The organism is Larkinella arboricola (assembly GCF_003259745.1).
Classification (GTDB): domain Bacteria; phylum Bacteroidota; class Bacteroidia; order Cytophagales; family Spirosomataceae; genus Larkinella; species Larkinella arboricola.
This window is the reverse complement of record NZ_QLMC01000001.1, coordinates 121,032-141,892: the sequence shown is the minus strand read 5'-3', so window position 1 is coordinate 141,892 and position 20,861 is coordinate 121,032. Positions and strand designations below refer to the sequence as shown.

The following is a 20,861-nucleotide window of genomic DNA, read 5'->3' as shown; positions in this document are numbered from 1 at the left end:
CGCGATTTCACACCATGTCTCCTTACGAAAACCGCCTGGATTTAACCGAATTAAAAACTGCTATTGATGCCATTCGAGCCGAAATTGGCAAGGTCATCGTTGGGCAGCAGCCCACCATCGACTTACTTCTGACGGCCTTGCTGGCCGACGGTCACGTTCTGATCGAAGGGGTTCCCGGCGTTGCCAAAACCCTGATGGCAAAGCTACTGGCCAAAACCATTTCGGTTGATTTTAGCCGAATTCAGTTCACACCCGACCTGATGCCGTCCGACGTGCTGGGAACCTCCATCTTTAATCCCCGAACAACCGAGTTTGAATACCGGCGCGGCCCCATTTTCGCCAATATTGTGCTGATCGACGAAATCAACCGTGCCCCGGCCAAAACGCAGGCGGCTTTGTTTGAGGTTATGGAAGAACGGCAGGCTACCAACGACGGTATTACCTATCCACTGGCCGATCCGTTTCTGGTGCTGGCTACCCAGAACCCCGTTGAGCAGGAAGGCACTTACCGCCTGCCCGAAGCCCAACTCGACCGGTTTCTCTTTAAAGTGGTCGTGGGTTATCCAACAATTCTGGAGGAAGTCAATATTCTGAAAGGGCACCACGAACGGCGGAATCTGACCGACGCCGTTGAAGCCGTACAACCCTCACTGACAGCCGAACAGTTGCAGACGATCCGGGCGCAGGTCCACCGGGTTCATATCGAAGATAACCTGCTCGAATACATTGCCCAGATTGTGCAGAGTACCCGGACGAATAAATCCTTGTTTCTGGGTGCATCGCCCCGGGCGTCGGTGGCCCTGCTAAACAGTTCGAAGGCTCTGGCAACGCTCCGGGGCCGCGATTTTGTGACGCCCGAAGACATACAGGAACTGGCCGTACCCGTTTTACGGCACCGCGTTCTGCTCACCCCCGAACGCGAAATGGAAGGCGGTACAGCCGACGAGGTGATCGGTCAGGTGGTGCATAAGATCGACGTGCCGCGATGAGCCTGTTCCGCGCCCTTTACGTCTCGGTTCGGGTCTGGCTGACCTTGATTGCGTTTGTCCTGTTGTTCATTACGGCCTACCTGGTTCCGGCCCTGTTCCCGTTTGTTAAACTGGCGCTGGCGGTTTTCGTGGCGCTTTGTCTGTTCGACGGGATTATGCTGTTCCGGAAACCGGTGGAACGAACGGCTTTTTTTGCCCGGCGCGAACTCCCCGAACGGCTGTCGAACGGCGACGAAAACCCGGTGACGATTTACCTGGAAAACCGTTACCCGTTTCAGACGCAGGTGGAAATTATCGATGAAATACCGTTCCAGTTTCAGAAGCGGGATGTGCTGTTTACGGCCACGCTGAAACCCCACGAAACCAAAGCTCTACGCTACGAACTGCGGCCCACCAAACGCGGGGAGTATAATTTCGGTGCTGTCAACGTTTACGTCATGACCGCCCTGCAACTGCTGAAACGGCGGTATCAGTTTTCGCAGGATAAAACCGTGGCGGTATTTCCGTCCTACCTGCAAATGCGGCAATACGAACTGCTGGCGATCTCGAACCGGCTGTCCGAAATAGGCATCAAGAAAGTCCGGCGGGTTGGGCACAGCATGGAGTTTGAACAGGTCCGCCCCTACAGCCGGGGTGACGATGTCCGAACGATCAACTGGAAAGCCACCGCCCGCCGGAGCGATCTGATGGTGAATGCATTTCAGGACGAAAAATCGCAGGCCATTTATTGCCTCATCGACAAGGGCCGCGTCATGAAGTCGCCGTTCGAAGGGCTGAGCCTGCTGGATTACGCGATTAATGCATCGCTGGTCCTGAGCAATATTGCCCTGCTCAAACAAGACCGCGCCGGGCTACTGACCTTCTCCGACCGAATCGGACAGCTGGTAACCGCCGAGCGACGGCCCGGCCATCTTCAGAAGATTCTGGAAGTGCTTTATCGGCAGAAAACCCGCTTTCTGGAATCGGATTACGAAGCTCTGTACGCCAACATTCGCCAGCACATCCGCCAACGAAGTTTATTGTTGCTTTTCACTAATTTTGAAACAGTTAACGCCCTGCACCGGCAGCTTCCTTACCTGCGCCGGATGGCCAGAGAGCACCTGTTGATCGTTGTTTTTTTCGAGAATACCGAGCTTAAAAATTTGCTCAACAACCCGGCCAGTACAACGGAGGAAATTTATCAGAAAACCATTGCCGAAAAGTTTTATTACGAGAAAAAACAGATTGTTAAGGAATTACAGCAATACGGTATTCAAACCATTCTGACCGCTCCGCAGGAGCTGACCGCCGACACCGTCAACAAATACCTCGAACTGAAAGCCCGGGGTATGATCTAAACCCATGAAAAAACTTCGCTGGCTCCTGATTGGCCTGGTTATTCTGCTCATTGTTCTGCTGATCAACACGCTCCGGTTTTCGTCGAAACAACTGGCTAATGTGCCACCAGCGCCTGCGGTTCCAGTCGGCGATTCGGCCGTTCATCGGCTGGTTAAAGCCCTCCAGTTGCGGACGGTTTCCTACACCGATTATTCGCTGACGGACACCACGCAGTTTGAGAAGTTCCTGAGCCTGCTCCAGCAATCGTTTCCGCGGATTCACCGCCAGTTGAAACGGGAGACGTTTAACCGCTACGGCTTGCTGTACGAATGGAAAGGGCGCAACCCAGCCCTGAAACCCATCCTGCTCACGGGTCATTACGACGTAGTACCCGTTATCCAGGGAACGCAGCAACTGTGGAAACGACCGCCGTTTGCGGGTCTGGTGGAAGACGGCTTTCTGTACGGACGCGGCACACTGGACGACAAAAGCAGCGTACTGGCGCAACTCGAAGCCGTTGAATGGCTGATCAGTACCGGTTTCCGTCCCGAACGAACAGTTATGCTGGCTTACGGTCAGGACGAAGAAGTAACGGGTTTTCGGGGCGCCCAAACCATTGCTGCCGCACTGGAACGACGAAACATTCAACTGGAATACATCCTGGACGAAGGCGGAGTTCTGAAAACCGACGGTATTCCGGGTCTGAATAAACCCGTAGCCCTGATCGGCATTGGCGAAAAAGGATACGCCAGTATAGAACTGAGTAACGTAAGCAAAGGCGGACATTCGTCGATGCCACCGAAACAAACCGCCATCGGACTGGTGGCCGAAGCCGTGAGCAAGCTCGAAAAAAATCCGTTTCCGGCCCGGCTGGATGCGGGTCTGGACCAGATGTTTACGTATATCGGCCCCGAAATGCCGTGGGGTCAGCGGATTGTGTTTGCCAACCAGTGGCTATTTGCTCCTCTGATAACCCGGATCATGTCGCAGTCGAATTCGGGCAACGCGACGCTGCGAACCACAACGGCCCCTACGATTTTTCAGGCCGGCGTAAAAGACAACGTGCTGCCTATTGACGCCACCGCGACCATCAATTTCCGGATTCTGCCGGGCGAGACGGTGGAATCGGTTGCCGGGCGGGTAAAAGAAGTAATTGATGATGAACGGATTCAGGTTAAGGTACTCCAAAAATTTGTCAGTCAGCCCTCGCCGGTTTCCGACCCGAACTCCCTCGGTTTTGAGCGGATTCATCAGACGGTCAAAGGCGTCTTTCCGGAAACCATCGTTACGCCCTATCTAACTCTGGGCAGCACGGACTCACGGTTTTACGCCCGCGTCTGCCCTCAGATTTTCCGCTTCTCGCCTACACCCATGAACGACGAAGATACCCAGCGCGTGCACGGCACCAACGAGCGCATTCGCATCAGGGATTATCAGAACATGATCCGGTTTTACGCAACCCTGATCCGAAACAGCCAGCCCTAGAAAACGGGTGGCCCAACGGTTTTTTGGTCCGAACGGCTTGGAAATTGTGGATAACTCCGGGCGCACGGTGGATAACCGGGTTTACAGCACTCCACCGTCAGGAATCTATACCGTGGCAAGGGTAGCAGGAGCACCCGAATGACAGGAAATAAGCTGACTCGCTCAGGAAGAACAGCTATTCGTCCTCTTTGGCATTTGGCCAGCTGAGTGTAACCGATGTACCCCGCCCTTTCTTGCTTTCCAGTGTCAATCGCCCCCCGTTCCGTTGCATCAGGTCCTTCGACAAACTTAAACCAATGCCCGTGCCCTGCTGGGCTTGCCGGTCTGCGTCGGCGTACGTTACATCCATGCCTATGCCGGTATCAGCAATGCGCAGACTGGTCTGATCAGGCTCAATTGCAATGGAAATGCGGACGGCACCCCCGGGTGGCGTAAATTTAAAAGCATTGTGCAGAATGTTACGGAATACCAGCATGGTCATGTTCTCATCTGCCCAAACGCAAGCGGGAACGGCGTTGAACGTAACAATCAATTGTTTCTGACGGATAAAGCCCGTAAAACCATCCAGTGCATCCTGGATTAGTTCCTGTAACAACAACCGTTGCTGGCGTAGCTGCAAACCCTGCTGTTGATTTAGTGACCAATAGAGAATAGTATCCAGAGTCTGTGACAGCCCATTGACTTCCTGCTCCAGCCTGGTTAATTCGGTGGGATAACGGTCTTTAATTTTCAAAAGCGTAAAACTGGCTTTTAAACTGGCAACCGGACTCCTCAAATCATGCCCCACAATAGCGAACAGGCGATCTTTTAACCGGTTTGTTTCCTGAAGTTCCCGGGCCTGCGTTTCAATTTCCTGCTTTTTGCGGGTCAGTAATTGTTGGGCCCTATAAAACCGTCTTAGAAAATACCCTGTAATCCCGACCAAAGAAGTAAGCACGCTTATCCCCATGATGTACAACGGTCTTTGCCGGTTTGCCAGCGCCAGTTTCTGTTCCTGCTGCTTCACCTTCAAGTAGTCAAGCTGCGATTTTTTCTGTAGTAACTGAATGGTACTTTCTTTTTTCTCAAGTTCATACAACGCCTGAACTTTCGCCGACTTTTCAACCGTTCGTAAACTATCCGTAATTACCTGGTATTCTTTGTACGATTTTAGTGCCTGTTGGTAATAGCCCATTCTTTCCTGCACAAGGGCTAATGTCTCCAGCCCCATAGCGATGTCTTTGGCCACTTTTATTGATTTAGCGTCAGCAACGCAACGCTGAGCCAGCCGAAGGGCCTGCTTCGTAAGGCTATAAAGTGAATCAAACTGTTCACGGGCATAGAGTGTATCCGCCAGTTGCGCATAAAGCTGTAGACGGGTAGAGTCGTGCCGGGCGTTTTGTAATTGGGTTAGAAGCGATAAAGTGTTTTGCGCATAGGCATTGCTACCAATAATGAATAACAATCCAGCCAGAATTATTCGATTGAACAAGCAAGCAACATAACTTGTTTGGCAAACCATTTCAGCGCCATTTTTCATAGTACATGTGCAGATAGGACAGTAGTAACCCGGATACTTTTAGCGGTAAGAAACAAACTGTTTCTTTAAAAATCAAACTACTGACGGTTTTGTGAGTCCTGCCTGAGTGGGTGGGTGGTAAACGATGGTAAGCCCTGCACTGAAACGTCGCCGGGTAAGAGCCCAGTCTGAAAAGCCGTAAATTATACTGTTCAGTTCTTGTGTAACTTCTCAACTAAAAATTAAAGAGCAACAACACCGGCCTAATACGTCCTATTCAAGTTGTCATTTTCGGGCTGGGCAGCCAAAGACACGTTACAGCTTTTACGAGTTTACTCTCAAATGGTTTTTTATACTTTATATCCTTACTTGGTGATAATAAAAGCCGCCTGATCACCGCGCCCTTCTTTATTTAATTGATTAGCTCGTCGAGCGTATTCTACTTTCTTTATCTTCCGGTCTAAAAACCCCGCGTACAACCTACTGGCATCTTCATAAAGCCCAATGTCGTTTTTATATTTTTCGCTATTTGTGAACTGGGCGGAGGTTGAATCATAAATTATTTTTTTCAACGTTAAATCAGCCTGCGCCAGAAGAACCTGTATACTTTTTACAGAATGTAAATAGAGATGCCTTGGAGCATCCAACTGAAACCAGTTTGTACCGTAATGTTCCCAGGCATAGGAGGAAACGGTTGGAATACGAATGATGCAGTAACCAGTAGGTTCTAAAAGCGCATAAACCGCTTTTAAATTTTCCAGCGGGTCGGGGACATGCTCAAAAGAGTGGTTATACATAATAATATCCCACTTCCCTTTGACGTGCTGTATATAGTTTTTTTCAATCTTATAACCATTCGGGTAGGTAATCGTCTCGGGTATAAACGGATCGACCCCCTGTACATTTTTCATCCCTAACTCATACAACGGATATAAAAAAGCTCCCCTGCCGCTTCCGACATCGAGAATTCTGGTGTTTAGGCTTAGGGATAAGGAACCTAAAATATCGTATTGCCGTGCCGGGAAAAGCACTTTAAACGCACGAAAAGAATCCTTATCAGGAAACAGGGAAGCTAAATATTTATTCTTTTTAATAAAACCATTTATACCCTGGAATAAATTGGCTTTAGGGGGCTCAAAGCCGTTATAATCCTGAGGATAATAACGGGATAAATCATCTGGTATGTCCTGTATCTGTAAACATTCGCATTGGTCACACTGGAAGTAAACAAACGCTTCGCGTGTGCCAAGCATCATTTCCTTTACTGTGAAATATTTTTTCTCACCTTCACTTCCACAGATACGACACGTCATAAATCATTACGTTGGCTGTACAAAAATACCGTATTATAAGCTTAAAAGTCCTCCGTCTAAGAACGAATATAACCCCTTTCTATTCGCAAAAAGAGAAAAGCGGCTGGTCTAAAACTACTTTTCCTAAAAGCCCATCAGAAAGCCATTATCCAAGTTTAACCCGTAGCATCACGTCCAAGAAAGATCTGAATAATTACGGAGCTAGCCGGAACATCTGCCACTGTTTTTAACCGTTTAAAAAGCGATTGCGCAACCAGCGGTTGCGCAATCATGGTCTGATCGTGGATGATTATTTACTTTGCCTTGAAGAAGTTAATTCACTCATTTCCCCTGCGAAGCCGTGGCCAGCAGCTTCCCGCTCAGAACCGGACGGTTGTCTTTGGAATGGGTCAGAACCGCCAGGCTTTTCTGAAATTCCAGTTGTAAATCGTCACCCGTAAACCGGCAAATGACGTTTTCATAATGCGCCGTTTCGATAAACCGCCAGGTCATCGTAAATGTATTTTCGTCGCTCCAGGCACCGCTCGCGGCAATCCGGGTTTTGGTTTCATTCGGAACCGCCGTTGCAACCAGTTTCAGCGGAATGGTCGATAAATCCGTATCCCCTTCCACCCAACGCCCAAGGCCACACACAACGCGGTGTTCGCCCTTATCGTCCTGCAACGTACACACGCAGGAACCGTTTTGAAACGCCAGCGAAACCCGTTTGATGTTCAACGAATTATCAGCGATCTGAAACGGTTTGCCACTCACCCGGGCCGCGGTTGGCGACGTGGGTTGTCCGGTGGGGAGCGGTAAGGCCAGCGACGTAAGTTTCTGCTTCAAAGCTGCCGACGGTCTTGCCGTAATCGCGGTCTGCTGAATACCGGGTAAAATATGTTTCCAGACGTGATCCAGAATGGCCTGCATGTCACTCGTTTCGCTCGTAATGGCCACAACGGTGTCCTCCTTCGGCATCACGATGCAGTATTGCCCGTAAGCCCCGTCGCCCCGGTAAGCCCCGTTTCGACACCGCCAGAATTGGTAGCCGTAGCCTTGCAGCCAATCGTTTTCTTCTTTGGGCCGACTGCCTCCTTTCGACTGAATCTGGAATTTGGTGGCGTCTTCAATCCAGGCTTCCGACAAAAGCCGTTTGCCGTTCCACATGCCTTTTTGCAGGTACAACTGGCCGAATTTGGCAATATCTTCCGTGCGCACCCGCAGCCCCCAGCCGCCGGTTGCGATACCGTTCGGGTCGGTTTCCCAGTCGGCCCCCTCGATGCCCAGCGGATCGAAAAGCCGGGGCTTGAGGTAATCCAGCAATTTCTGGCCAGTTACTTTCTGAATAATGGCCGACAGCATGTAGGTAGCTCCGCTGTTGTAAACGAAGAACGTTCCGGGCTCGTGTTCAACCGGTTGCGCCAGAAACGCTTTCACCCAGTTGTTGTCAGGATCGGCCCGGAGCGAACCCGTCGAATCCTTGTCGTGACCCGTTGCCATCATCAGCAAATCCTTCACGCGCATGGCCGCCAGATTGGGACTCACGGTTGTAGGTACATCCTGCGGAAAAAACGAAACCACCTTATCCTCCACCGTCAGCTTTTTTTCCGCCACTGCCATCCCAATCGCCGACGACGTGAAGCTTTTGCTCAGCGAATACAGCGTATGTTTGAGGGCCGGTGCATACGGAGCCCACCACCCTTCCGCGACAACCTTCCCGTGCCGAACCACCATCAGGCTGTGCAGGTTCAGTTTAGCATCTTCTACGGCATTGACGAAATTCAGTAAACCGGCTGATGAAACGCCCTGTGCTTCGGGCAGACTGCGCGGGAGTTGAAACGACCGGAACGGAGCCGCCGTGAGGGTTGTGGGCAGTGTGCTGAACAGACCAACACCGGCCATACCCAGGCCCAGTTGATGAAGAAAATTTCGGCGATTTAAGGTCATCTTTTTAGGAATAGTATGATTTTATCGGGTGATAGTGCCAAAATACAGAGAAAATGGCAATCTTTAAGTTTCCGGTTCCCTATTTACTCACTATACCCTTCCATGAAAAGAAGATTTTTCCAGACAGTCTGTCTGATGAGTGCGCTGGCGGGCATCCCTACCGTTTGGGCGAACAACGATACCCCTGTTTCTTCCCAAAAACCAAAGACCGTCGATGCCGCGACGATTAAACTTCCGGCCGGTTTTTCGGCCACCGTTCTGGTAACGGATCTGGGTGCGGCCCGGCACATGGCGGTTAGCAAAAACGGCGATATCTACGTCAAACTGGCTAAACTGAAAGACGGGAAAGGCATTTACCGGCTTCGGGATACGAACAAAGACGGGAAAATTGACGAGCAAACGAGTTTTGGCGATTATCCCGGTACGGGCATTTTTATCAAAAACAACTACCTGTATGCTTCCTCCAACAGCGACGTGTACCGGTATGAGTTAAATGACAAAGGGGAAGTGATGCAGCCGGAGCAGCCGGAAAAAATTGTGACTGGTCTGCGGGTAAAGGAGCGCGATCAGTCCAAGTCGATTGCCGTCGATGATCAGTCGATGATTTATGTGAATATTGCGTCAGATAATGATGCCTGCCGCGAAGCCGGAACGGGCAAAGGACTCATGCCGTGTCCGCTGCTGGATTCAGCCGCCGGTATCTGGCAGTTTCATACCAATCGGCTTAACCAATCCTACAATGACGGTGTACGGTTTGCCACCGGTTTGAAAAACGTCGTCGGGCTTGACTGGAACACCAAAACCAACTCGCTGTTCGTCATGCAGCACGGTCGGGGTAAGTTTCACGACTTTTACCCGCAGTATTATACGGCCCAGCAAAGCAATGAACTCCCGGCTGAAACGATGTACGAGTTGAAAAAAGGCGTGGACGCGGGCTGGCCGTATGTCTATTACGACCACATTCAGAAAAAGAAAATTCTGGCTCCGGAATACGGGGGCGACGGCAAGAAAACGGGGGGCGAAAAGGCCATCAATCCGACAGCCGCTTTCCCGGCGCATTTGGCCCCGAACGGTTTGCTGTTCTACACCGGAACCCTGTTTCCCGAACGATACCGCAACGGAGCCTTCATTGCCTTTCATAGCCAGTCGGCTGAGTTGAAAAAAGGCTATTTTGTGGCCTTTGTGCCGTTTAAAAACGGAAAACCGTCGGGTCCGTGGGAAGTTTTTGCCGACAATTTCGCCGGTATCGATCTGGCAAAACCAACCGGCCCCGTGCAACACCGCCCCTGCGGACTGGCGCAGGGAACCGACGGCTCCCTGTACGTTTCAGACGATCTGAACGGAACGATTTTCCGGATTGCTTATAAGAAAAAATAAACATTTCTCGACGGCCCGACGGTATCGGTTCTTCAATACCGTCGCGCCGTCGAGAAATGTTACGCTACCACACTCTTCAATTCAAACGCTTCGGCCAGCAGACGGTATGATTCCAGCCGTTCTTCAAACTCCGTCCCCACGTTGACCAGCATCAGCTCATCCACCTCGTATCGATCGGCATAGATCAGCAGTTGTTTTTTTACCTCCTCCGCATTTCCCATAATCATCCGTTGCCGGTTATGCTGAATCCGGGCTTCTTCAGCAGGTGAAAAATCCACGGTTTTGATGTCATCATAGTCGAACGGGTCCACTTTCCCACGGGTTTCGTACTGCAAAAACCGGTAATCGATCATGGCCTGCTGCCGCTGAACGGTTTCGGGGTCATTGGAGCAAAAAACGAAAATGGCGACGTTGACCTGCGGCTGCTCCAGATTTTCGGACGGTTGGAAACGCGCCCGGTAATGCTGCACGGCTTCCGGGCCGCCGTGGGGGTTGATAAAATGCGCAAACGAAAAACCCATTCCAAAATGGGCCGCCAGCGTACCGCTCTGGCCCGACGAACTCAGGAGCCACTGCTCCGGTACAGACGGTGGTATGGGCATGGCCCGGACCTTTGCCTGAACACTCCCCGGCGCATACCGGTCGTTCAGGTAATTCTGTAAATCAAACAGTTGTTGAACCAGATCCTGATCGCTGAACGTATTGGTCGGGTTGAGCAGGCTGGCCGTTACACGGTCACCGCCCGGAGCGCGGCCCATACCGAGGTCGATGCGACCGGGGAAAAGCGTTTCCAGCATCCGGAAGTTTTCGGCTACTTTCAGGGCGCTGTAATGCGGCAGCATCACCCCACCCGAACCGATACGGATGGACTCGGTTTGCCCGGCAAGGTGCGCAATTAAAATCTCCGGCGTCGTACCGGCAAGAGACGTAACATTATGGTGTTCGGACACCCAAAACCGGGTGTAGCCCAATTCTTCGGTTAGTTTGGCCAGCGCCACGGTTTCCTGCAACGCTTCACGTGCAGTACTGCCTTTCCGGATCGGCGACTGATCTAAAACACTTAACTTCATCGTTGCTGTCAGTTATTGATCAAAAGTTCTATTGTTGCAGAACAATCATTCAAGTTAAAAAGGTGCCGAATTACTATAAACATTTCTTTTGCGAAACCGGCTTGTTTTTCTCAAACCGTTCTGCTAACTCGGCTCCTGTTCCTTTCCTTAATGACATGAAACCCTTGCTTTTAGTTCTCTTCTTAGGCCTGGTGCTACCCGCCCTGAGTCAACCTGCCTCCGTGGCCCGCGTCGATACCGGTACCATCAACGGAGCGCGCTACCGCATCGATTTTCCAGCATCCTGGGGCCAGTCGAATAACCCCAAGCGGTTACTCATTTACGCCCACGGGTATGAAACCATCGGGCATAAAGGCGGATTTCTGAGCGGAGACATGCTAACTCCCTTCCTGAAAAAAGGGTTTGCCGTGGCGCAGTCGGCCTACCGGCGGCAGGGGTGGGCGGTGGCGGAAGGCGTGGACGATTCGGAAGCGTTGCGGCAGTATTGCGTAAAAAAATACGGTCAGCCCGATAGCACCTTTATTACCGGACACTCGATGGGCGGTATGATCACGCTGGCGACGATCGAGAAATACCCGCAGCATTATCAGGGTGCGTTGCCCTTCTGCCCTATCTCCGGTCATATCTACCAGTCGCTACAGAACCACCTCTTTACCATGCTGGTCACCTTCGACGCCCTTTATCCCAACACCCTGGATTTGACAAAATTGGCTGCTGGCACCGCCAAACCTGTTGCGCCGGATGTGCTCCAGAAGGCGCTGCAAACCGACTCACTGACGGGTCAGCAATTTGCCCGCCGGTTTGCGGTGAAATATAAGGATGTACCGAGTGTTCTCTGGTTCTTTCAGGAAATCTACCACGACATCAGCCAGCAGGCAGGTGGCAATCCGTTCGATAATACGAACGCGCTGTACGGCGGTTTTCCGGATGATGCGTTGGTCAATCGGAAGGCAACCCGGCTGACGGCCCAGCCCAAAGCCCGTTCGTTTCTGGGTCCGTACACGATCTTTAGCGGTAAAATCAGCGACCCGGTTTTGCTCGTTCACACGACCTATGACGAGCTAATTCCGCCCGAAATCGGAACCGCCTACGATGCCATTGTGCGGCAGGCAGGCAACGATCAGTTGTTCGTTATGAAGTTTACCGACGGGCAGGGCCATTGCCGGTTTACGCCCGAACAAACCGAAGCGGTTTTCGATCAACTGCGCCACTGGGCGAAAGCGGGGCAAAAGCCGGTAGCGGGGGAAGTAAAATAGCTCAGTCCACGAAGCCTTTCATCCCGTCTGTTATCACGGTGTTCAAGGCCCCTTTTTCATCTTTATAAATCAGATACGCATCCAGCTCCCGGTGTCGGGCCAGAAACCGCCGAGTCTCATCCAGCCCCATCACCAGAAAAGCCGTTGCGAAAGCATCGGCTGTCATGGCATCTTTTGCAAAAACCGTTGCGCTCAGGAGAGCATCAGGTCGGGAAAAACCGGTTTTCGGATTGATAATGTGGCCGAACGTCTCCCCGTTTTGCCGGTAATAATTCCGGTAATTGCCCGAGGTTGCCATCGCCCGGTTTGCCAGCCGGATGGTCGTCTGCAAACCGCCGGGCCTGACCGGGCTTTCAACCCCGACTTTCCACCACTGGCCTTCACTCCGCTGCCCCCGGCAACGCAATTCCCCGCCGACTTCCACCATGTAGCGGTCAATGCCGTTGGTTTCCAGAAACTCCGCCAGCACATCGACGGTATAGCCCTGCGCCAGCGCATTAAAATCTAGCCGGACGTTTTTTTTCAACTTCCGGACCGAAACCGCATCGAAACGGATGTACTGAAAACCCACGTAGTCGAGCAGCGAATCGACATTGGGCAACCAGGGTTCACGGGATTTTTTGGCTTGTTCATAGGCTTCGGCCAGCGGTTTAACGGTTGGGTCGAAGGCTCCCTGCGTGATTTCGTACACCTCCGCCGACTTCTTCAAAACCGGATAAAAATACGGCCGTTCAAACCGGTGAGATTCCGCGCGATTAAACCGTGAAATTTCCGAATCAGGACGGTACGTAGACAAACATTCGTCGATTGCCACCAGGATGGAATCGATGGCGCGTTTGAAATTCCGCTGTTGGTCATCCGGGTACTTGATGTGGTAGGTTGTTCCCTGCGCTTCGCCTTCCAGGCTTACCATCGGCGTTTCCACCAGCCGCAGCGGCTGGACCGGTTTACCCAAAAATGACACAAGAACCGGAAAAAGACCGATCATCAACGCTACCTCTTTCATGAATTTCCGGCGCTACAAATTGTGTTTGACACGGTAAGCGTTGAGTTGCTCCTCAACGATCCGGTCCTCAATTTTCACATTTTTCAGGTAGGTATACGCTTTTCGGGACAGGAAATTGTTGTCATTCTGCAACAGACCGGCAATGATCCGGCCAGTTTCGGGATCGGCCACGCGGTGGTGCAGGAAAAGATCCAGCGTATTGCTCAGCAACTCCCCGTTGGCCGAGACCAGCGACCGAGCCAGGGCGGTTTTCAGGGGCTCGCTCAGTTGGGGCGCTTCCTTGAGTTTGGTAATGAGCTGATTTTTCAGGGCGTAGTTGACCCGGCCATATTTTTCCAGCAGCGCCAGTTGTAGTGCATCGTTTTTCAGCGCTTCCGGACTGAGCGCATGAATGGCCCGTTCGGCCCGGTTGAACTGGTTGTTATCGATAAAACCCAGGAGGACGTTTTGCAATTCCGGCGTCAGCTCAACGTAGCCGCGGATGTGGTTGAGCGCCCAGAGTTTGTCGCTGGCATCCGGACTTTCCAGAATTTTCAGCAAAAAACCGGGCGATAGCCGCTTTTCGGTCAGGTCCGTGACTTCTTTCTGCGCCGGTCCGTACACAATGTGCCACAGCTTATACGTCGTATAAACCGCGCCTTCGACCACGTAATCCAGTACGTTTTTGGCCGTAGCCGACGAAACCGCATCCAGATCACCAGCCGCCGAAGCGGGCTTTGGCACCAGTTCCTCGTACGAAAAATTCGCCAGCGGAGAGAGCGGGTCGGACAGCAGATCGCTCAGGCGGGTGTATTCCTCCGGCTTGAACGGTTCGTGCTCGGTTTTACTCAAAAACTCTCCTTTCGGTAGCTCATAGCCCAGATACCGACCGGTTACGTTCCAGTACACCACAATGTCCAGCAACCGGCATTTGTTGTCGAAACAGACACTGGTTTTAATTTTCCGGAAATACAAAACCGGATACCCTTCCTTCGACCGCGCCTGAAACAAGGTGTCGTTGTCGACATCATCCTTGAAATCGACGATATACGCCTGAACGGTATCCGGCTGTAACGAAATGGTTTGCGTCTGAAAATAGCGAATGGTTTCCTGGCTTCGGTAGGCCGAAAACAGCAGCATTCCTGCGAAAAGTACGTTGAGTAACCCGAATCTCTGAATGCTCTTCATACGCTAAAATCAGCCTTTTTGCGCCGAACCCGGTACAATACCGCCGTGTTCTTCAATCAGTTTCCGGAGATCCGCGAACGGCACCTCCAGCGGACTTTTGTTCAGCCTGCTGGCCAGCGCGGCAGCCGCCCCGGCCGCCTGCCCCATGCCCATGCACGACGCCTGCACGCGCAGGGCCGAATTGGCCAGCCGGTCGCTGCTCAGGCAACGTCCCGCAACCAGAAAATTCCGGCTGTTTTTCGGGACCAAGGCCCGGAGCGGAATCGTGGGGACCACCCCTTCTTTTAAATGATCGGGAACCACACCGTTTTCGTCGTGCACGTCGATGGGATAATACGAATACGAAACCGCATCGTCGAACACTTTGCCAGTCACGTAATCTTCGTGCGTGATTTTGTAATGGCCGTCGATGCGGTAGGTTTCGCGCACGCCGGTTTCGTTCTGAACGTCAATAATTTTCGTCTTCTCGCAACCGGGCAGCGTCCGCAAAAACCGCAGGGTTTTTAGCAGTGACATTCGGCCGTCGATATTGGCCTTCGTGTGTGTTTCCGACGTTGTGGAATCGGCCCCCAGCACGTGCTGGATGTTATCCCCGGCGCTTCTTAGCAAACCGACAATGTTGTTCCGAAAATCGGCTTTCACCAGATTACCTTTCTTGATTTCTTCCTGATAACGCGCCTGAATCATCTTCAGGTCCAGCGACTTGAAATCGTAGCCACCAATCTGAAACATGAGCGTTCCCGGCTGCGTCACCGATTCGCGCAGCAGCGTAAACCCGGCCAGCGAAGCCGTGTAGGCGTTGCCCGTGCAGTCGATCACCTGATTGGCCACAATTTCCGTACTGGTTCCTTTTCCGACGGTTTGCACGACCCAGTTGCCTTTCTGGAAAACCGCCGAAGTGGGCGTTTCGTAAAACCGGATTTGCACCCCCGCTTCAATGGTTTTCTCCTCAATCAGCATGGCATACAGCTGGCCGTTCAGGCGCACCTGATGGCGCGGATGATGCCGACCGTGCGGAATCGAAAAATCCGGCAGGGTGTCATCATTGAGCGCAACGGCTTCCTGCACCATTTCCCAGCCAATACCGCCGATCACCTGTTTGCCCCAGGCGAAGAAAATCCCCGGAAACGCCACACCACCGGTGGTGGTGGTCCCGCCCAGTTGACTGCCGTTTTCGACCAGAATAACTTTCCGACCGGCCCGGGCCGCCTGAATAGCCGCAACCACGCCCGCCGTTCCACCCCCGACTACCAGAATATCGGTTTTCAGGGTCTTTTTCTGTAATTTGTAGGGTTCGGCCAGTACCTCCCCTTTCGCCAGCCCTGGCGTGGTCATCCCCAGCGACAGTGCTCCGAGCGCCGTGAGAGCCGATCTTCTTTTTACCTTTTCCATGATTTTGCGGTTTTTGGTTTACGGTTTTCTGTTTACAGTAGGCTGACGCCCTATTTTCTCGAACGTGTCAGTAAACGGAAAACCGTAAACCGGCTCACTTTTTAATACCCCGGATTCTGGTCTTTGGCCGGGTCGAGTCCTTTGTTGTAGTTCATTTCCGAAACCGGAATGGGCCACAGCAGGTGTTTATCCACAACGTTTTTGCCTTTGGCCGTCAGAATAACCGCTTTGGCTTTGCCGGTACGTTTCAGATCAAGCCAGCGTTTGCCGCTGAGCTGGAATTCGTACGCCCGTTCCTGCAACACCAGATCCCAGAAGGTGGCAGCATTGTAATCCGTCAGTTTATAATCGACGGTTGATGGCGTATTTGCCGGTTTTCCGTACGCCCGGCGATGCACCTGGTTGAGCGCTTCCATCGCGGCCGCGGTTGGTCCATTGCCCGCGCGGCTGGCCGCTTCGGCGTAAATCAACAGGACATCCGAATAGCCGTAAACCGGATCATCATTCCCGGCTCCATTCTGACCAACGGCCTGCGTATCAATAAATTTGGAACTTACGAGCGTTGTAGCGCCCAGACCAAAATCGACAATATCCCACAACTTTTTCCGTAAATCGTTGTCGTCCCAGGCTTTGTACACCGAATTCGACGCGTCGCCATACACCGCATACGCCCCGCCGAAGTTGAACAGTTTGGTGTTGGGGTGGTTCGAAATCCAGAGCATGTAATTTCCCTGGCTGACCTGTCGGGCGTATTTCAAGTAAAAGATTTCTTCGGAAGTCGAAACCAGATCCGGCCCCCATACTTTCGTCTGAAAATCTTCCTTGGTTGTCACCGGCACCAGCGAGAACTTGTTGGATTTGATTACTTCGTCGGCTTTGTCACGGGCTTCGGCAAACTGGCCCAGTTGCAGGTAAACATCCGCCAGCAGGGTTTTGGCGGCCCACTTCGTCGGTCGGCCCGCAACGGCGGGATTGTCCGGCAAACCGGCTTCGGCTTCTTTCAGGTCCGCCAGAATCAGGGCGTAGACTTCCTCCGCCGTACTCCGTTTCAGGTCAATGTCGTCCATGTTGGCTTCGGTCCGAATCGGAACACCCGCCCAGTTGCGCACCAGCTGGAAGTAATTGAAAGCCCGCATGAATTTGGCTTCCCCCACGTATTTAGCGACATCGGCGGGGCTGATGGCCGACCCCTTCGGCGCGCTCCGAATCACCAGATTGGCATTGCGGATACTGAGGTAAAAGGCGTTCCATAAACCGGCCACCCGCGTGATATTCGCGTCATTGAAGCCCTGAAAATCGCTCAACGGAGCCCAGCTTCCGCGCCCGAACGCGTAGTCGGTCTGCGACTCCAGGGTGGCTTCGTAGACGCTCATATTCGTGTTACGCAGGGGCGAATAAATGGCGCTGGCTGCGGTTTCCACTTCAGCCGCCGTGTTGAAAAAAGTTTCAACAACCAGAGATTTCGGTTCTTCTTTCAGCGCATCTTCGCACGCCATCAGAAACAAAGCCGGGAGAAGAAATAATATCTTTTTCATAGATCTTTTCAATTTTGAATGATAGAATGAGGGAATGATAGAATAGTTTTTCAAGAGACAAGTGCCTTTAATACTCACTCATTCTATCATTCACTCATTCAAAATTAAAAGCCGACCCGCAGGCCGAAGGTGACAGATTTGGCAACGGGGTAGCTGTAAAAGTCAAGTCCCTGCGCCGTCGAGTTGGAGCCTCCCCGCGAATTAACATCCGGATCCCACCACGAGTAGTTGGTGAACGTCAGCAGGTTTTGCCCACTGGCGTAGAGTTGTACGGAGCGTACCCAATTCACATTCCAGGCCTGGAGGGGCAGCGTATACGACAGTTGAATATTTTTCAGACGCAGGAAGGAACCGTCCTCGATGTAGCGATCCGACGCCCGGGCGTTGACGCTGTTGCTAATAATTGGATATTTGGCGTTCGGATTCGTTGGCGACCAGTGATCCAGGAACACCTCGCGGGGCATATTCAACCCGAAACCGTAGTCGATGGTACTTCCCATAGCGCTGGCATTGAACAGGTTATTCCCCTGAACGCCCTGCAAAAACAGGTTTAGTTCGAAGTTCTTATACGACATAGTAGAGTTGAAGCCATAGATAAACTTCGGATTGGGATTGCCGATGTACGTTTTGTCTTTGACTGTTATGCTTCCGTCGCCATCCAGGTCTTTGTATTTGATTTTCCCTTTTTCGTCATAGCCGTCTTCGGCATACCCCCAGAACTGGCCGATGGGCCGCCCCTCGCGCAGAATGCTGGTCACGTCGTTGATGACCACCACACCAACCTGCCCGCCCAGAATATCCTGACCATCGTATAGTTTGATGACGCTGTTGCGGTTGAAGGCAATATTGGCGTTAGCGTTCCATTTGAATTCACCGGTTAAAATCCGGCCATCAATCCCCAACTCCAAGCCACGGTTCTGAACTTCGCCGACGTTCTTGATGGTGCTGGTATAGCCCAGCGACGCTGGCAATGCAACGGTATTCAGCAGATCCCGGGTATTTTTCACGTAATAGTCAGCCGTCACCACAATCCGGTCGCTGAACAGCCCCAGGTCAACCCCGAAGTCCTTCTGTTCGGTCGTTTCCCATTTCAGATTGCCCGGCAAAAGCGTTCCCGGGGCAAACGTATTGTACAGCGCATCGCCAAAAACCGTCTTGCCCGAATTCAACTGATTCAGGGTTGCGTAGGCCGAAATGGCCTGGCTTCCGGTCAGGCCCCAGCTCGCCCGTACTTTCAGATCCGAAATGAAGGGGTGATTTTTCAGAAATTCTTCATTCGATGCCCGCCAGGCCAGGGCTGCCGATGGAAACGAGCCCCATTTGCTGCCCTCACTGTATTTGGAGGAACCATCCTGGCGAAAACTGACCGTTGCCAGGTACTTGTTATCGTAAGAATAATTGACCCGCGCCAGGTACGACAGTAAGCTCCATTTGGAATAACCCGACCCCGGAATCCCCGGCGTAATGGCGGCCGACAGATCATAGGTCTCGAAGGCATCACTCAGAAAACCGGTGCCACTTCCCGACAAGGCCGTTCGGGTAAAATCCTGGTACGTAAAACCGGCTACAGCCGCTACGCTATGTTTCTGGTTGAAGGTTTTGTTGTAGCTGATGGTATTCTCGCTCAACAGGCTCATCTCCTGAGCCGTCGAAACACTGGCACTACCCTGCGAATTGACAAACTTACGGGTTCGGTAGCTATCGGCCCGGTCGTCCCGGTTTTCGATACCGCCCGAAATTTTAATGGTAATGTCTTCGATGGGTTTGAACACCAACGCTGCGTTGAGCAGGGCGACGTTGGCTTTGGTACGGTTGTTCTCTTCATTGATAAAGTTGAGCGGATTGATCATGTCCGTAGCCACAAACGGATACGCCGTTGCCAGAATTCGGTAGCTGCCATCTTCGTTATACGGCGTCAGCGTAGGGGGTGCCGAAAGACCGCCCGCAATCATCGAGTTTCCCCGGCTACCGCCCCCGCTATCTTTCCGGCCCGTATTCAGCCGCGATAACGTTCCGGAAAAATTCACGCTGAACTTGCTGCTAATCGTGTGATTGACGTTGGAACGCAACGAGTAACGTTTATAATCGCTGCCCTTCACAATCCCGTCCTGATCGAAAACACTTCCCGATAAAGAAAACTGCGTTTTATCGTTCCCTCCGCTTACATTCAGCGAGGTGTTTTTCATCGGCGCACTCTGAAACACCAGATCCTGCCAGTCGAAACCTTCGCCAAAACTATTGATCTGGTCCTGCGTAAAATACGGTTTCAGTTTATCGTTGGCGGCCTGCTCGTTGTAAAACTGGGCGTATTCCTTTGCATTCATCAGATCCAGCTTTTTGCGCAGTGTCTGCACACTGTAGCTGGTTTCGAGATCGACGCGGGTTTTGCCGGATTTGCCCTGTTTGGTCGTAATAATCACGACCCCGTTCGCACCCCGCGATCCGTAGATGGCCGTTGCCGACGCATCTTTCAGTATTTCCATGCTTTCAATATCGGCATTGTTCAGAATGGTCGGGTTGCTGCCCGAAATCGGAAAACCGTCAACCACATACAACGGCTCGTTGCTCCCCTGAACCGAGTTGGTGCCACGAATCCGGACACTGACCGGAGCCCCCGGAGCGCCGGTATTTTGCTGCACCTGCACCCCGGCGGCCCGCCCTGTCAGCGCCTGCAATACGTTCGTGGCCGGATAGGCATTTAATTCTTTGGACTTTACCTGCGCCAGTGATCCCGTCAGGTCACTTTTCTTGACGGTTCCGTAACCGACCACCACCACCTCTTCCAGACTCTTCGTATCCACCTGCATCCGAACATTCAGGCTGGTCCGGTTACCGATAACGACTTCCTGATTGAGATAACCGACAAACGAAAAAACCAGCGTAGCCTCCCCGTCCGGAATGTTCAGCCGGTATTTACCGTCGCCGTCGGTGGTCGTTCCCCGCGTCGTGCCTTTCATCACCACGCTCACGCCCGGCATTCCTTCCCCCTTTTCGTCCGTTACGTTCCCGGAGATGTCCCGGTCAAGGGATTGTTCGGTCTGAAGCTGGGTATTTCGGGGCGAAATGCCGGGCAAAGCGGGCGACGCGGGTGGTTTACTGAGCAAAATCTGTTTTTTGCCGACTACTTCATAATTGACTGCCGCATTCCGGAACAACTGGTCCAAAACCGTCGATAAGGGTTGGTTTACGACGTTGATCGACACGCGCCGGTCGGCCTGAATCTGCTGCGGAATATAGGAAAACGTCACTTTCGCAACCCTTTCCAGTCGGGACAATACGACACTAAGCTCCTGATTGGCAACTGACAACGTAACGGGCTGCTCAAGTACAGCCTGCGCTCTGGCGGTTTCGGCGTAGGTCATTCCAACGAACAGCCAGGCACAGAGAAGTTGGATAAATGTGATCCGCATAAGGGTTCGGACGAATGCGTGATTGAGTCGAGGTAATTTCATACCTTTGATCGTTTTTGTTTAAGGATAAAGCAAAGACAAAACGCCCCTGTACCCATCTGCGAGGATGCGTCGGCTCGG

Annotated in this window: 14 protein-coding genes; 5 read left to right on the top strand and 9 right to left on the bottom strand. The window is 52.3% G+C overall.

Features of this window, described 5'->3' with window-relative positions; genetic code table 11:
* Positions 1-14: 14 nt before the first annotated feature.
* The 3 genes from LX87_RS00590 to LX87_RS00580 are packed head-to-tail and all read left to right on the top strand — an operon-like array spanning position 15 to position 3,791.
* The gene (locus LX87_RS00590) at positions 15-989 is read left to right on the top strand and encodes an AAA family ATPase (protein WP_111626241.1); all 975 of its coding nucleotides are present in this window, start codon (positions 15-17) and stop codon (positions 987-989) included.
* Positions 986-2,326: a DUF58 domain-containing protein gene (locus LX87_RS00585; RefSeq protein WP_111626240.1), complete on the top strand. Its 1,341-nt coding sequence runs from the start codon at positions 986-988 to the stop codon at positions 2,324-2,326. Before LX87_RS00590 ends, LX87_RS00585 begins: the two co-directional genes overlap by 4 nt.
* Before the next feature lie 4 nt (positions 2,327-2,330).
* Positions 2,331-3,791, top strand: a complete 1,461-nt coding sequence (locus tag LX87_RS00580) for a M20 family peptidase (protein WP_111626239.1) — start codon at positions 2,331-2,333, stop codon at positions 3,789-3,791.
* A 175-nt stretch (positions 3,792-3,966) separates the two neighbouring features.
* On the opposite strand, the gene LX87_RS00575 is transcribed toward LX87_RS00580, so the two are convergent.
* The 3 genes from LX87_RS00575 to LX87_RS00565 all read right to left on the bottom strand — a co-directional run bounded on the left by LX87_RS00575 (position 3,967) and on the right by LX87_RS00565 (position 8,528).
* Positions 3,967-5,262: a sensor histidine kinase gene (locus LX87_RS00575; RefSeq protein WP_170139284.1), complete on the bottom strand. Its 1,296-nt coding sequence runs from the start codon at positions 5,260-5,262 to the stop codon at positions 3,967-3,969.
* Between the two features lie 392 nt (positions 5,263-5,654).
* Positions 5,655-6,602 (bottom strand): class I SAM-dependent methyltransferase, encoded by a 948-nt coding sequence (locus LX87_RS00570; protein ID WP_111626237.1) that lies wholly within the window; start codon positions 6,600-6,602, stop codon positions 5,655-5,657.
* 321 nt (positions 6,603-6,923) lie between these two features.
* A complete protein-coding gene (locus LX87_RS00565) occupies positions 6,924-8,528 on the bottom strand; it encodes a serine hydrolase domain-containing protein (RefSeq protein ID WP_111626236.1) in 1,605 nt (534 codons plus the stop codon).
* 102 nt (positions 8,529-8,630) lie between these two features.
* Between LX87_RS00565 and LX87_RS00560 the strand changes: the two genes are divergently transcribed.
* Positions 8,631-9,905 (top strand): PQQ-dependent sugar dehydrogenase, encoded by a 1,275-nt coding sequence (locus tag LX87_RS00560; protein WP_111626235.1) that lies wholly within the window; start codon positions 8,631-8,633, stop codon positions 9,903-9,905.
* Between the two features lie 59 nt (positions 9,906-9,964).
* Here LX87_RS00560 and LX87_RS00555 read toward each other — a convergent pair whose 3' ends face one another.
* Positions 9,965-10,975: an LLM class flavin-dependent oxidoreductase gene (locus LX87_RS00555; RefSeq protein WP_111626234.1), complete on the bottom strand. Its 1,011-nt coding sequence runs from the start codon at positions 10,973-10,975 to the stop codon at positions 9,965-9,967.
* A gap of 164 nt (positions 10,976-11,139) precedes the next feature.
* Here LX87_RS00555 and LX87_RS00550 point away from each other — a divergent pair, with 164 nt between their 5' ends.
* The gene (locus LX87_RS00550; RefSeq protein ID WP_170139283.1) at positions 11,140-12,231 is read left to right on the top strand and encodes an alpha/beta fold hydrolase; all 1,092 of its coding nucleotides are present in this window, start codon (positions 11,140-11,142) and stop codon (positions 12,229-12,231) included.
* A 1-nt stretch (position 12,232) separates the two neighbouring features.
* Here the strand turns inward: LX87_RS00550 and LX87_RS00545 are convergent, their stop codons facing one another.
* From LX87_RS00545 to LX87_RS00525, 5 genes are all read right to left on the bottom strand, one after another.
* On the bottom strand, positions 12,233-13,237 hold the full coding sequence (locus LX87_RS00545; protein WP_111626232.1) for an FAD:protein FMN transferase: 1,005 nt from the start codon (positions 13,235-13,237) through the stop codon (positions 12,233-12,235).
* A 12-nt stretch (positions 13,238-13,249) separates the two neighbouring features.
* Positions 13,250-14,404 (bottom strand): hypothetical protein, encoded by a 1,155-nt coding sequence (locus LX87_RS00540; protein WP_146624407.1) that lies wholly within the window; start codon positions 14,402-14,404, stop codon positions 13,250-13,252.
* A 9-nt stretch (positions 14,405-14,413) separates the two neighbouring features.
* Positions 14,414-15,796, bottom strand: a complete 1,383-nt coding sequence (locus LX87_RS00535; RefSeq protein ID WP_111626230.1) for an FAD-dependent oxidoreductase — start codon at positions 15,794-15,796, stop codon at positions 14,414-14,416.
* A gap of 101 nt (positions 15,797-15,897) precedes the next feature.
* Positions 15,898-17,331: a RagB/SusD family nutrient uptake outer membrane protein gene (locus LX87_RS00530; RefSeq protein WP_111626229.1), complete on the bottom strand. Its 1,434-nt coding sequence runs from the start codon at positions 17,329-17,331 to the stop codon at positions 15,898-15,900.
* A gap of 104 nt (positions 17,332-17,435) precedes the next feature.
* Positions 17,436-20,783, bottom strand: a complete 3,348-nt coding sequence (locus LX87_RS00525) for a TonB-dependent receptor (protein WP_229310500.1) — start codon at positions 20,781-20,783, stop codon at positions 17,436-17,438.
* Between the last annotated feature and the right edge of the window lie 78 nt (positions 20,784-20,861).

Coding starts and splice junctions, on each gene's coding strand:
- LX87_RS00570 (WP_111626237.1), bottom strand. CDS start 6,602: ATGACGTGTCGTATCTGTGGAAGTGAAGGTGAGAAAAAATATTTCACA.
- LX87_RS00540 (WP_146624407.1), bottom strand. CDS start 14,404: ATGAAGAGCATTCAGAGATTCGGGTTACTCAACGTACTTTTCGCAGGA.
- LX87_RS00590 (WP_111626241.1), top strand. CDS start 15: ATGTCTCCTTACGAAAACCGCCTGGATTTAACCGAATTAAAAACTGCT.
- LX87_RS00555 (WP_111626234.1), bottom strand. CDS start 10,975: ATGAAGTTAAGTGTTTTAGATCAGTCGCCGATCCGGAAAGGCAGTACT.
- LX87_RS00565 (WP_111626236.1), bottom strand. CDS start 8,528: ATGACCTTAAATCGCCGAAATTTTCTTCATCAACTGGGCCTGGGTATG.
- LX87_RS00525 (WP_229310500.1), bottom strand. CDS start 20,783: ATGAAATTACCTCGACTCAATCACGCATTCGTCCGAACCCTTATGCGG.
- LX87_RS00580 (WP_111626239.1), top strand. CDS start 2,331: ATGAAAAAACTTCGCTGGCTCCTGATTGGCCTGGTTATTCTGCTCATT.
- LX87_RS00545 (WP_111626232.1), bottom strand. CDS start 13,237: ATGAAAGAGGTAGCGTTGATGATCGGTCTTTTTCCGGTTCTTGTGTCA.
- LX87_RS00535 (WP_111626230.1), bottom strand. CDS start 15,796: ATGGAAAAGGTAAAAAGAAGATCGGCTCTCACGGCGCTCGGAGCACTG.
- LX87_RS00560 (WP_111626235.1), top strand. CDS start 8,631: ATGAAAAGAAGATTTTTCCAGACAGTCTGTCTGATGAGTGCGCTGGCG.
- LX87_RS00585 (WP_111626240.1), top strand. CDS start 986: ATGAGCCTGTTCCGCGCCCTTTACGTCTCGGTTCGGGTCTGGCTGACC.
- LX87_RS00530 (WP_111626229.1), bottom strand. CDS start 17,331: ATGAAAAAGATATTATTTCTTCTCCCGGCTTTGTTTCTGATGGCGTGC.